The sequence below is a fragment of the Thermobifida cellulosilytica TB100 genome (assembly GCF_001517975.1).
GTDB classification, from domain to species: Bacteria; Actinomycetota; Actinomycetes; order Streptosporangiales; family Streptosporangiaceae; genus Thermobifida; species Thermobifida cellulosilytica.
In genome coordinates this window covers 64,223-76,854 of record NZ_KQ950180.1, presented here as the reverse complement: position 1 = coordinate 76,854, position 12,632 = coordinate 64,223, and the positions used below count along the sequence as shown (strand labels likewise).

The 12,632-nt window shown below is 73.0% G+C and carries 11 protein-coding genes; 7 read left to right on the top strand and 4 right to left on the bottom strand.

Annotation, left to right across the window (positions count from 1 at the left end; genetic code table 11):
* From AC529_RS20675 to AC529_RS00305, 6 genes are all read left to right on the top strand, one after another.
* The coding region (locus AC529_RS20675) for an aminotransferase class V-fold PLP-dependent enzyme (protein ID WP_232306509.1) at positions 1 to 748 on the top strand (748 nt) is incomplete at its 5' end.
* Positions 749 to 1,175: 427 nt separating this feature from the next.
* Positions 1,176 to 2,015: a hypothetical protein gene (locus AC529_RS00325; protein ID WP_068752933.1), complete on the top strand. Its 840-nt coding sequence runs from the start codon at positions 1,176 to 1,178 to the stop codon at positions 2,013 to 2,015.
* Between the two features lie 104 nt (positions 2,016 to 2,119).
* The gene (locus tag AC529_RS00320) at positions 2,120 to 3,214 is read left to right on the top strand and encodes an ADP-ribosylglycohydrolase family protein (protein ID WP_068752932.1); all 1,095 of its coding nucleotides are present in this window, start codon (positions 2,120 to 2,122) and stop codon (positions 3,212 to 3,214) included.
* Between the two features lie 112 nt (positions 3,215 to 3,326).
* Positions 3,327 to 5,081 carry an ABC-ATPase domain-containing protein gene (locus AC529_RS00315; RefSeq protein WP_068752931.1) on the top strand — a complete coding sequence of 585 codons (1,755 nt, stop codon included), beginning with the start codon at positions 3,327 to 3,329 and terminating at the stop codon, positions 5,079 to 5,081.
* A 120-nt stretch (positions 5,082 to 5,201) separates the two neighbouring features.
* A complete protein-coding gene (locus AC529_RS00310) occupies positions 5,202 to 6,122 on the top strand; it encodes a proteasome assembly chaperone family protein (protein WP_068752930.1) in 921 nt (306 codons plus the stop codon).
* 9 nt (positions 6,123 to 6,131) lie between these two features.
* Positions 6,132 to 7,259 carry a quinone-dependent dihydroorotate dehydrogenase gene (locus tag AC529_RS00305; RefSeq protein WP_068752929.1) on the top strand — a complete coding sequence of 376 codons (1,128 nt, stop codon included), beginning with the start codon at positions 6,132 to 6,134 and terminating at the stop codon, positions 7,257 to 7,259.
* 16 nt (positions 7,260 to 7,275) lie between these two features.
* Here AC529_RS00305 and AC529_RS00300 read toward each other — a convergent pair whose 3' ends face one another.
* The 3 genes from AC529_RS00300 to AC529_RS00290 form a co-directional block, all read right to left on the bottom strand.
* Positions 7,276 to 7,890, bottom strand: coding sequence for a DUF6461 domain-containing protein (locus tag AC529_RS00300; protein WP_068752928.1), 615 nt, complete (start codon positions 7,888 to 7,890; stop codon positions 7,276 to 7,278).
* Between the two features lie 342 nt (positions 7,891 to 8,232).
* Positions 8,233 to 9,198: a carbohydrate kinase family protein gene (locus tag AC529_RS00295; RefSeq protein WP_068752927.1), complete on the bottom strand. Its 966-nt coding sequence runs from the start codon at positions 9,196 to 9,198 to the stop codon at positions 8,233 to 8,235.
* Between the two features lie 152 nt (positions 9,199 to 9,350).
* On the bottom strand, positions 9,351 to 10,421 hold the full coding sequence (locus AC529_RS00290; protein WP_068752926.1) for a hypothetical protein: 1,071 nt from the start codon (positions 10,419 to 10,421) through the stop codon (positions 9,351 to 9,353).
* Between the two features lie 486 nt (positions 10,422 to 10,907).
* Here AC529_RS00290 and AC529_RS20245 point away from each other — a divergent pair, with 486 nt between their 5' ends.
* Positions 10,908 to 11,057: a hypothetical protein gene (locus AC529_RS20245; protein WP_198156245.1), complete on the top strand. Its 150-nt coding sequence runs from the start codon at positions 10,908 to 10,910 to the stop codon at positions 11,055 to 11,057.
* Positions 11,058 to 11,090: 33 nt separating this feature from the next.
* Here AC529_RS20245 and AC529_RS00285 read toward each other — a convergent pair whose 3' ends face one another.
* On the bottom strand, positions 11,091 to 12,164 hold the full coding sequence (locus AC529_RS00285; protein WP_068752925.1) for a coiled-coil domain-containing protein: 1,074 nt from the start codon (positions 12,162 to 12,164) through the stop codon (positions 11,091 to 11,093).
* Positions 12,165 to 12,632: the final 468 nt, after the last annotated feature.

Genomic DNA, 12,632 nt, shown 5'->3' with positions numbered 1-12,632 from the left:
CGACGCCGCCGTGCTGCTGCTCAGCCACGTGGACTACCGCACCGGCGTGCTGCGCGACATGGCCGCCGTGACCGAACTGGCGCACGCCCACGGCGCGCTCGTGGTGTGGGACCTGTGCCACAGCGTGGGCGCGCTGCCCGTCGAGCTGTCGCGGGCGGGCGCGGACTTCGCGGTGGGCTGCACCTACAAGTACCTCAACGCCGGACCGGGCGCGCCCGCCTTCACCTACGCGGCCCGCCGCCACCACGCGCACGCCCGCCAGCCGCTCAGCGGCTGGCACGGGCACGCGCGGCCGTTCGACTTCACCGAGGAGTACGAGCCCGCCGCGGGGGTGAGCCGGTTCCTCAGCGGTTCGCAGCCGCTGATCGCCGCCGCCGCGCTGGAGGCGAGCCTGGAGCTGTGGCGGCGCGTCGACCTGGGGCAGGTGCGCGCCAAGAGCCTGGCACTGACCGACCTGTTCCTGGAGCTGACCGCCGAGGCGGGGCTGGAGTGCGCGACCCCGGTCGAGCACGCCCGGCGCGGCAGCCAGGTCTCGCTGCGCCACCCCGACGGCTACCCGATGGTGCAGGCCCTCATCGCCCGAGGGGTCGTCGGGGACTTCCGCGCGCCCGACATCCTGCGCTTCGGCTTCGCTCCGCTGTACCTGCGGTACGTGGACGTCTACGACGCGGCCACCGCGCTGGTGGAGGTCGTCGCGTCGGGGGAGTGGCGCGATCCCCGCTTCGCCCGGCGCGCCCAGGTGACCTGAGCGGCCGAGAAGAGCTGGTCGCGGGGGCGGTCCGGAGGTCCGGACCGCCCCCGCGGCGTGTCCGGGCCCTGCGGTGCGGCCCGGAGGGTGGCGGTACCGCGACCGAGCGTAATTTTACCCTGTTTGATGCTTTTTGGGGTGTTTTGTCGATTAGAGTCCTCGTTGCCGGTTTGTAATCAGACTTTTGTCAAGAACCGGTCAACCGAGCGGCCCCTACGAGCGTCGTCAGGCGCTCGCCGGGGTGGACCCGCCACGCGGTGCGGGGCACGGCCAGTGCTCCGCTGACCCCCCTAGACCCGCTGTCTGTGACGGTGGCCGCGCATCCGGCCCGACCCGACGGTCGAGGCGTCCCTGCCGCGCTCCCCGCGAGCGCCGCACCCCGGTCCGGGCCCGCTCACGTTCCCGCCACCGACCCCTTGGCATTTCCATGACACCTTCCAAGCCCACCGATGACGTGCTGCTGCACGGCGAGGTCAAAGCCTCCTACTTCTGGGACGACGGTTCCGGCATCAACGGCGACACCGGGGCGCCCGCCTCCGGCGAGCCCATGCAGAAGGGCCTGTTCGCGGCGCCGAGCTGGCCGCTGGGCACCAAAGGCTACGTGGTCTACGAGGGCAAGACCGCCGACTTCTTCATCGGCGACCGCGGCCCCGGGGAGCCCTCCCAGGGCTGCGACGTGATGCTCGACATCGACGGCAAGACCTTCGCCGAACTGACCGGGGAGTCCTGGAACAGCAGCAGCTACACGGTCAGCGGCGGCGAGGGGCACATCACCGTCGAGTACTTCATCACCGAGTGGGGTGACGGAAACGGCACCCCGGGCACCCCGCACCCCTTCCAGAACCCCTCCGAGCCCTGCGACAGCGCGGTCTCCCCGGTTCCGGAGTCCCAGGAGTCCGAGACCGAGGAGGCCAAGACCGGGGAGGGCGGGGCCGAGGACGAGCAGCCGGAGGAGTCCGCCGAGCAGCAGGAGCAGCAGCCCGCGCAGGACGGGGCCGCCGACGGCGCCCAGGCCGCCCCCGAGGAGGACGCCGCGGCGCAGACCGACGCGCCGCAGGCGGCCGACGCCCCGGGTGCCCCGGAGGAGGGCGGGCAGACCACCGCGGTCACCGCGGCCGACCAGCCCGACCTCGACCTCGTCGCCAACGAGGTCCCCATGGTCTCGGCCGGGGTCACCCTCGCCGTCGTCGCCACCGCCGCGGTCGTCGCGGGCAGGAAGATCGTCCGCCTCGCCCGCCCCGAGGGCCGCCACCACCGCCGGTCCTGACCCGGGCGGCACGCGCCGCCCGGGACCGCCCCCTCCCGCGGGAGCAGGGACGCTGGCATGCTGGCTGCTGCCCCCGACCCCGAGGAGACAAGGACGGTTCCCCCATGGCACAGGACGGCGGAGACCGCGCCGGGTACCGTGCGCGGGTGCGCGGCTGCCTGCTCGGCGGCGCCCTCGGCGACGCGCTCGGCGCCCCCGTGGAGTTCGACACGCTCGGCGCCATCCGCGCCGCGCACGGCCCCGCGGGCGTGCGCTCCCACGCCGACCCGCGGGCGCTGGTCACCGACGACACCCAGATGACGCTGTGGACCGTCGAAGGACTCCTGCGCGCCCGCAGCCGGCAGGCGGTCCGCGGCGGGCAGCTCGCCCCGGTGCCCGCCGTCCACGACGCCTACCTGCGCTGGTACCACACCCAGCACAGCGGGGCGCCCGCCGGCGGGTACGACGGGTGGCTGGCCGGGCGGGACTGGCTGCACGCCCGGCGCGCCCCCGGAAACACCTGCCTGACCGCCCTGTCCGAGGCCGCACGGGGACACCAGGCCAGGGGAGAGGCCGCCGCCAACGCCTCCAAGGGCTGCGGCGGCGTCATGCGCAGCGCCCCCTTCGGCCTGCTGCCCGAGCACGCCGCCACCGACGAACAGGTCTTCACCTGGGCGGAGCAGGCCGCCGGGCTCACCCACGGCCACCCCACCGGACGGCTGGCCTCGGGGGCCACCGCGCTGCTGGTCCGCCGACTGGTGGCCGGAGACGGCCTGGACGCCGCACTCGATGCGGCCCTCGCCGCGCTGCGCACCCGCCCCGGCCACGAGGAGACCACCAAGGCCCTGCTCGCGGCACGCGACGCGGCCGCCGACGGTGAGCCCGGCGCCGAGGCCGTCGAGTCCCTGGGCGCGGGCTGGGTCGCCGAGGAGGCGCTGGCCATCGCGGTGTACGCGGCGCTGGCCCACCCCGCACCCGACGAGTTCGCCGACGCCCTCGCCCTGGCCGTCACCCACTCCGGCGACAGCGACTCCACCGGCGCGGTCTGCGGCAACCTCCTCGGCGCCCGGCACGGCGAGGCCGCCCTGCCCCGCACCCTGGCCGACCCGGTGGAGGGCCGCGACGACCTGCTGGCGCTCGCCGACGACCTGGTCACCGCGTTCACCACCGAGGACCCGGCCGCCGCCCCCGGCTGGCTGGACCGCTACCCGCAGGCCTGAGCCCCGGCCGCCGCCCGCAGACGGCCGGACCGCCGACCGGCCGGGTCCGGCCGCGTTCCCGTGGCATGCTGGTGCACCTGGCAGTCGACCACACGGGGGAGTGCACACGGCCATGTCTGCGGGCTACAGCGGCAGGCGGTACGGACGTGACCGCGACGAGCGGAGGGGCGGCGAGGGCCACCGGCGCCGCGAGGTCGAACCGGTCCGGGGGCGTCGCGACGCCCGGCGGCTGGAGGAGGAGCTGCGCCGCATGGACGGCGCCTCCTACGGCCGCTACAAGTCGCTGGTCGGCGACTGGGACTTCGGCGACTTCACGCTCACCGTGAGCAAGGTCCAGGCCGACCCCTTCGCCCCGCCCTCCCGGCTTCTGGTGCGCATCCCCGCGCAGACCGCGGGGATGCCCGAGCACGCCTGGCGCGACCCGGTGCGCCGCCGCGCCACCGCCGACTACCTGATCCGCCGCGCCCGGCGGCTGCTCAGGGGGACCCGGGTGCGCATCGACGCCGGGGGACAGCAGGTCCTCGACCGCTCCTCCGGCCAGATCCGGGACGGCGCCGTCGAGCTGCGGCTGGGCGTGGAGCTGCCCGGGCACGGCCGCCGCATCGACGGCCGCGGCGCCGTCCGCGCGCTGTGCGAGACCGTCCCCGACCTGGTGGACGACCTGTGCTGGCAGGCCCTGGACGCCGCGGAGGCCACCGCCTTCGCCGACAGCGTCGCCGACACCGTCGCGCTGCGCGAACAGCTCCCCCGCCTCGGGCTGGTGGCCTTCGTCGCCGACGGCGCCGTGCTGCCGCGCGCCAGCGGCGTCAGCGACCTGCCCATGCCCGACGCGGTCCCCTTCACCTCCCCGGAGAGCCTGCGCGTCGCCGTGGAACTGCCGCACCGGGGGAGGGTCACCGGCATGGGCGTCCCCGAGGGGATCACCCTCATCGTCGGCGGCGGCTTCCACGGCAAGTCCACCCTGCTGCACGCCCTGGAGCGCGGCGTCTACGACCACGTGCCCGGCGACGGCCGGGAGCTCGTCGTCACCCGCGCCGACGCGGTGAAGATCCGCGCCGAGGAGGGGCGCCGGGTGGAGCGCACCGACGTCAGCGCGTTCGTGCGCAACCTGCCCACCGGCGCCGACACCGCCGACTTCGCCACCGACAACGCCTCCGGCTCCACCTCCCAGGCCGCCAACATCGCCGAGGCGCTGGAGGCCGGGACCTCCGTGCTGCTGGTCGACGAGGACACCACCGCCACCAACCTCATGATCCGCGACGAGCGCATGCAGCAACTGGTCCACGGCGACCGCGAGCCGCTCACCCCGTTCGTCGACCTCGTCCGGCCGCTCCGCCGTGACCACGGCGTCTCCACCGTGCTGGTCATGGGCGCCAGCGGCGACTACTTCGACGTGGCCGACCACGTGGTCCTGCTGGACGCCTACCGCGCCCACGACGTCACCGAGCGGGCCCGCGGCCTGGCCCGCCCGCGCCGCGACGCCGCCCTGACCGCTCCGGCGCGCCGCGTCGTCGACCCGGCCTCGGTGGACGCCTCGGCCCGCGGGCGCACCCGGATCAAACGGCGCGACATGGACGTGCTCACCTTCGGGGAGACCGACATCGACCTGCGCTTCCTCGCCCAACTGGTGGACCCCTCCCAGGTGATCGGCCTGGGGCTGGCGCTGCGCGCCCTCGTCGAGGAGGGGTTCCTCGACGGGGAGCGGACGCTGGGGCAGGCCCTGGACCTGTTGGACGAGGCCCTGCACGACCACGGCGTCACCTTCCTGGGCCGCGGCTACCAGGGCGACTACGCCGCGGTGCGCCGCCAGGAGGTGGCCGCCGCACTCAACCGGCTGCGCACTCTCAAGATCCGCAAACAGTGCTAAAACGGAAATAGAGCAACGTGAATCCGGGTTGCCGACATTGAGGTTTTACGGCCAGTCAACCGTGGGTCGGTATCCTGAAGACCCGATCACACGGAAACGTGAGAACGGAGACCCGTCCAGGTGCGAGATCCCGCTGATCTCTACGAGCTTCGATCCGACCTTCCCGAGCTGTCCTCCCCGGTCCTCCTGGTGTCTCTGGACGGCTTCGTGGATGCAGGAGCAGCCGGAAAACAGGCGGTGGCGGCCCTCTTCGACGGACTGGAGACCACCGAACTCGCCGCTTTCGACATCGACAGGCTCCTGGACTACCGGTCCCGCCGCCCGGTCATGACCTTCGACGAGACCTCCTGGGGCGCCTACACCGACCCCGTGCTCTCCCTCTACCTCGTGCGCGACCTGGAGGGGACCCCCTTCCTGCTGCTGCACGGCCTGGAGCCGGACCGCGAGTGGGAGAAGTTCGCCGCGGCGGTCCGCCAGCTCGTGGAGCGCCTGTCGGTACGGCTGACCGTCTGCTTCTACGGGATCCCCATGGCGGTCCCGCACACCCGCCCGATGACCGCGACCCCGCACGCCACCCGCCCCGACCTCGTCTCCGAGCACCCGCCCTGGGTCGGCCGCATCCAGGTGCCGGGCAACGCCATGTCGCTGCTGGAGTACCGGCTGGGACAGGCGGGCCACGACGTCATCGGCTACGCCGTGCACGTGCCGAGCTACCTCGCCCAGTCCGAGTACCCGCGCGCCGGCCTCGCCGTGCTGGAGTACGTCGCGGGAGCCACGGGCCTGTCCCTGCCCACCGAGAAGCTCGCCGAAGAGGCCGACAAGACCGACAACGAGATCAACCGCCAGGTGGAGTCCTCCGAGGACGTCCAGCGCGTGGTGCGCAACCTGGAGGCCCAGTACGACAACTTCATGGCCGCCCACAACGGGCTCGACCTCGACTCGCTGCTGTCGGGGGACGAGTCGAAGCTGCCCACCGCCGAGGAGCTGGGCGCGGAGCTGGAGCGCTTCCTCGCCGAACACGACCGCGGCACCGAGGGGTAGAGTCCACACGTGCTCTACCAGTTCCTCTTCCACGCCCTGCTGCGCCGCATCGACGCAGAACGGGCCCACCGGGTGAGCTTCGCCTCCCTGCGCGCGCTCAGCGCCGTGCCCGGCACGGCCCGCCTCATGGGCCGCCTGCTCGGTCCGCGCGAACCGGAACTGCGCGTGCGCGTGCTCGGCCGGGAGTTCTCCGGGCCGCTCGGCCTGGCCGCGGGCTTCGACAAGAACGCCCGCGGCGTCGTGGGCCTCACCGCCCTCGGGTTCAGCCACGTCGAGATCGGCACCGTCACCGCCCGGCCGCAGCCCGGAAACCCCCGGCCGCGGCTGTTCCGCCTGGTCGCCGACCGCGCCGTCGTCAACCGGATGGGCTTCAACAACGACGGTTCCGAAGCGGTGTCGCGCCGGCTGCGCGCCCAGCGCGCCCGCCGCGCCCGCGACCTCGTCATCGGCGTCAACATCGGCAAGACCAAGGTCGTCCCGGACGAGGAGGCCGTGGCCGACTACGTCACGAGCGCGCGCCGCTTCGCCGACCTCGCCGACTACCTGGTGGTCAACGTCAGCTCGCCCAACACGCCGGGCCTGCGCGACCTCCAGGCCGCCGAGCGGCTCCGCCCGCTGCTGGAGGCGGTGCGCCGCACCCTCGACGAGGCCGGACGCCCCGACCTGCCGCTGCTGGTCAAGATCGCCCCCGACCTGGCGGACGAGGACGTGGACGCGGTCGCGGACCTGGCCGTGGAGCTGGGACTGCACGGCATCATCGCCACCAACACCACCATCTCCCGGGAGGGGCTGTCCACCGACCCCGCCCAGGTCGCCGCGGTCGGCGCGGGCGGGCTGTCCGGGGCTCCGCTCAAGGAGCGCTCCCTGGAGGTGCTGCGCCGGCTGCGCGCCCGTGTGGGGGACCGGCTGGTGCTCGTCGCGGTCGGCGGCATCGAGACCCCGCAGGACGCCTGGAAGCGCATCCGGGCGGGCGCCAGCCTCGTCCAGGGCTACACGGGCCTCATCTACGGCGGGCCGCTGTGGCCCCGCCGCATCCACCGCGGCCTGGCCGAACTGGCCCGCCGCGAGGGCTACGCCTCGATCGCCGACGCGGTCGGCGCGGACGTGGACCCGGCGGCGGACCGCTCCCCGGCCTGAGCCGCCCGCGGGCGGCTCAGCGGGCGGCCGCGGGCACCGGCGCGTCCAGCTCGGCGCCCAGCAGCGGACCGCTGAGGTGCTCGGGGCGCAGCCGCACCCCGGTGACCCGCCCGGCCAGGGCCAGCAGGGCCGGGGCCAGCTCGCTCTCGTCGGGGCCGGTCTCACCGGTCAGCCCGAGGGCGCGCATGTCCTCGGCCAGGCAGTCCGGGTCGGAGCCGCCGCGCTGGTCGGGCAGGCGCGCGTCGAAGACCAGGCGCAGCACGCCGTCGACCACCCAGCGGAACTCGTAGCGGTAGCCCATGACCACCCGCACGCAGACCAGCTCGGTTCCGGCCGACAGCCTCCGGTACACCTGGGGGCGCGTGCAGGAGCAGCCCGTCGGCTCCACGATCACGGTCCACCCGTCCAGCGTCAGGGCGTGCGCGGTGAGCGGCGGCTCCTCCTCGGCGCACAGGCATGCCTCCACCGCCTCGGCGATGGGCAGGGAGCGCAGTGCCCGCTCGTCCGCGCCGAGCCGGCACAGTGCCTCGGTCTTGGACAGTCCTCTGACATAGCTCAGGCAGTAGGCCTCGGCCAGGTCGGGCTGGCTCTCCTCCAGCCAGGCGTAGTCACGGGCGTACGCAACGGACATCAGCCCGTCCCTCCAGACAGGATTCCGGTGTTGACGTGCCGAAGGGGCACATGGGGATTCGACCGGGCGAGGAACGAACGGAGGGCGTGTGGGCCGTCGCCCAGCACCGTCCCAGGCTCGGGGAACCTTGGCGACGGGGCGTCGCCGGTACGTCGGCCGGGAGTGCGCCCTGGCCGACCGTGCATGTCAATGACCCACAAACTCCTAGTGTAGGCCCGTCCGGGCAGAAATCACGGGGAGAACCCCAGAATCAAGAATTTCCTGTTCCGGGGGCCTCCGGCAGTCCCCTGACGGTGACCATCACCTGTCCCCGCCCGGCCCCGGAAACCCCGCAGGGGCGGATCAGAACTCCAGCGGGGCGAAGTCGAGCTCGCCGGGGTCGGCGCCCACGCGCCGGCAGGTGTGGGCGGCCACCCGGTGGGCGTGCTCCACGCACACGGTGAGCTGGGCGTCGGTGAGCGCCGCCAGTCGGTCGCGGCCGCCCGGGCCCAGGGCCTTGGCCTGGCCGAAGGCGTCGAGCAGCCCGGCGCAGAACGCGTCGCCCGCGCCGACGCTGTCGACGACCTCCACCGGTTCGGGCACCACCGACAGCGGCCGGTCCTCCCGGCCGCGCACCACGACGAGGGTCCGCTCCCCGCCGCAGGTGACCGCGACGAGCACCGGACCCCGGCGCAGCCAGGAGCGGGCGGTCTCCAGCAGCAGGTCGGTGGGGTCGGCGTCGGCGTCGTGCTCGAACAGCCAGCGCACGTCCTCGTCGCTGACCTTGACCACGTCCGCCAGCGCCACCTGGCGCTCCACCCGCTCCCGGGCCTCGGCCGGGCTGCCCGCCAGCGCGGGGCGGATGTTGGGGTCGTAGCTGATCACGGTCCGGCCGCGCTGCCGGGCCACCCACTCCTCCAGCACGGCCGCCCCCGGCGGCATCGCCATCGCCAGTGAACCGGTGTGCAGGGCGAGGACGTCGTCGGCGATCGGGTCGGGCAGCTCCTCGGGCCGCCACTGCCAGTCGGCGGTGTCGCGGACGTAGAAGTCGTAGCTGGCGTGGCCGGTCTCGTCGAGGGTCGCGATGGCCAGGGTGGTGGACTGCTCGGCGGTGACCAGGTCGCGGGTGCTCACACCGCGCGATCCCAGGTAGGCGCGCAACTGTCGGCCGAAGCGGTCGGTGCTGATCCGCGCCAGCAGCGAGGACTCCACACCGAGCCGGGCCAGCGCGACCGCGGTGTTGGCGGGCGCGCCGCCGGGAGCGGAGCGGTACGTGCCGCTCTCGGCGCTGATGAGGTCGATGAGTGCTTCACCTACGACGGTGATCACAGGGGCGTCCTTTCGGAACCGGCGGGTCGGGGCGCTCTGCGAGGGAGTAGTATCCCGTCCACCCGGGGCGCTGACAACGCCGCGGTGCGTGCAGACGGAAACGGGAGCGCGGGTCGGGACCCGCGCTCCCGTCGTGCTCCGGCGACCGGGGGCTACAGCGCGCTCAGCGCCTCCTCGGCGGCGGTCTTCATGACGCTCTCCACGTCGTCGAAGGTCTGCGGGTAGTCGTCGGAGTCGAAGTTGCTGACGCTCCACTCGACGGAGACGATGATGTTGTCCTGGCGGATCAGGACGGTGGTCCGGTTGCCGGGGGAGATGATCTCCTCCTGGACGAAGACGATCACCGACTCGCTGCCGTAGTCGAGCTGCTGCTCCTCGATCACCTTCATGTCGAAGATGGAGGACTCCTCGTCGGTGGCGTAGTCGTACTCGAACGCGTAGTCGTCCTTGGCCGCCTCGACCGAGTCGGAGCCGCTGAAGGGGGTGGAGTACTCCACGGTCAGCGTCCCGTAGAGCCCGTCCACCACGGTGCTCCAGGAGCAGCTCGACGAGTAGTCGGTGATGTTCTTGCTGCTGTCGGACGCGCCGAAGCTGTCGAGGGTGCCCTCGGACAGCACGGAGCAGGGGTCCTCGGGCGGCGAGTACGGCGGACCGTCGGAGGAGGGAGTGGCGTCACCGCCCCCGCCGCTGCCCGGCTCGTCGCCCTGGGAGCCGGGCGCCTGGGTCTGCTGGGTCTGCCCGCCGGCCGCCGGGGGCTCGCCGCCGCCCCGGCTGAACAGCACCACGACGACCGCGACGATCAGCAGGACGATGACCACGCCACCGGCGATCACGATCCACAGGCCCGCGCTGCTCTTCCCGGACTGCGGGGGCTGCGCCGGGGGGTAGCCCTGGGGGTAGGGGGGCTGGTTGGCCTGGTGGTACTGCGGACCGCCCATGCCCGGATACGGACCCGAGGCGTACCCGGGGGGCTGCTGTCCACCGGTTCCCCCGTCCCCGTAGGGGGGCTGCGGGTAGGGGCCGCCCGGGTACCCGGGCTGTCCGCCGGTGCCGAAAGAGGGCTGCCCCCCGGTGTTGGGTCCGGGCCCGGGCTGTCCCCCGGGGTTGGGAGCGGGGTGCCCGCCCTGGCCGTAGGCGCCTCCGTACGCTCCGGGCTGCCCACCTGAGTTGCCCTCGCCACCGGGGTACTGGGGTGGCTGGGTGTAGGGTCCGTTGTCGCTCATGACTCCCCTCGCGCGAGCTGCTTACGTCAGGACTGGGACGCGCGTTGACTCGTTCGCGGTTCCACTGGTGTTCTCCCGGGACCGCTGAGGACGGCGGCTCGGCCGGGTCGAAGCCCTGCGCTGATGACAAAGCTTTGAGATCTTATCTTCAATAAGAATGAAGCCAGCCAGGACCACCGGGGGCAAAAAGGGGGGAATTGTCATCCTTTTGGAACACACGGTGCTCACTGGTGTCGAATCGTTGTCCTATTGCGATCTCCGAGGTGGGCGGACGTCCGGAAACGAGTGAAAAAGACCGCCCCGTCGTCCGTGAAGTAGCGAGGTGACCTGCGTCTCTTCCGCTGACCGCGGAAAACGTCCTATTCGGTCCCGTGACGTCCGCGGGCGCCGCCAAACCTGTCTGGCCGGACCAGGCGAGTCCTCTGGAGCGTCGGAGACCGCGGACGTAGGGTGGCCGCTGTGAGGACGGAAGCCCAGGGGGAGAGGATGCCGTCTCACCCGGAGCCGCCCGAGTACGACGGACCGCCCAGGCACGGACTGCTGTCCTGGCTCGTCTTCCTCGGCGCGATCGCGGCGGTGCTCGCCGTCTGCGTCAGGTGCACCGCCTGGATGTACGCGCCGGTGTTCGGCGGCTGAGCGGGGCGGCCCCGGGGCCGCCCCGCCCGGCGGTCAGAACATCGAGATGTGCACGTGGTCGTAGTGGTTCTCGGTGATGCTGCCGCGGTCCGCCATGGGGCGCCAGCCGTTGTTGCGCCGGATGTCCCAGATCTCCTGGCGCCAGATGACGTACATGATGCCGAGGTCCTCGGCGTGCTCGACCGCCCAGTCGGCGATCGCCTGGCCGTGCGCCTGCTGCTCGGGGGTGGGCATCTGCCCGTTGGGGTTGACCATGAAGTCGCAGGCCCGCCCCTTGGGGTGCTCGCCGACCACCCAGCCGCCGTTGGGGCGGTAGCAGCCGACCCCGCCGTTCTCGTCGTTGCGGCCGAACTTCTCGATGATGAGGTCCCGCATCTGGCGCGTCCGCGGGGTGAGGTTGTCGGGCGGCCCCATCTGCTGCACCGGGTAGTCGGCGATGAGTCGGCGGACCTCCCAGCGGCGCGCCTCCAGCTCGTCGAGGTCCGCCTCGACCGCCTCCAGTTTCTCCTCGGCGTTGGCCTGCGCCTTCTCGTCGCGCTCCATCGCCTCGACCAGGTAGGAGATCTTGTCGCTGTTGGTGTGGGTGAGGTGGTCGACCACGGTGGCGGTGTCGATGATCTCCTGCGGTTCGGCGGAGAGCAGCAGGCTCAGCGCCGGGTCCAGTCCGCTGCTGGTGTAGGTGGCGACGGCCAGGTAGCGGACCTGCTCGCGGGCCTCGTCGACCTCCTTGCGGGTGGCGTCGGCGCGCTCCTGGGCCTGCTCGGCCTCCGCGATGACGGCCTCCATGTCGCGGAGCTCGCCGTTGTACTCCTCGCTCAGCGCGTCCGCCCGTTCCAGCAGGGAGTCCAGGCTCTCGGTCGGCGCCACCGGGGCGGCGGGGGCCGCGGCGGCCGCGGGTGCGGCGGGGACGGAGAGGGAGGTCGCGGCCAGGACGAGGGAGAGCGCCGCGGCGGCCCTCGGGAGGCGGCTGGGGCGGCCCGCGCGGGGGGTGAGGGATTCGACGAGGTCTGCCAGGTGGTCGCGCCAGGTTCCGTCGGTCGGATCGGGCGCCCAGAAATCGGCGTAGGGGTCTTCTCGGCCGTCGCCGCTCGAATGCTTGGGCAGCACTTCTTCGCTCCTCGGTCGCACAGAGGTCCTGGGGCGGCGTCGGCCGCCCGACGGGAAGCGGGCCCCTGCTTCTGGGATGGGCCGAGGGGGCCGACCCGGGACAGTCCAGGGGCGGGCAGCCACCACACACTCGGCGGATATCGAGTTTAGGCGCCTCTGTGGGAGAAAACGGAAATTATGCGTGATCTACATCACAGATTGCGGCTGTGCCGGGCGCCCCGCAGCCGGGAGGCGGGGCGCCGCACATGCGGTGACCGGGGAGAAGGCGGCGCCGGCGGCGGTCCTTCGGGCCGTGCGGTCCCCGTCTTCCGGCGGGGCCGGATCCGGCCTCCGGCCGCGGTTCGGCGGGGCTTTCGGGGCGGGCGGCAGGGCGAAAAGTTTCGTTCACCACCCGTTCTCCCTGTGCTTTTGCGGGGCCTGAGGGGTTACTGGGCGGTGTGCAAGGTGTTTCAGGTAACGGTTGTGTTG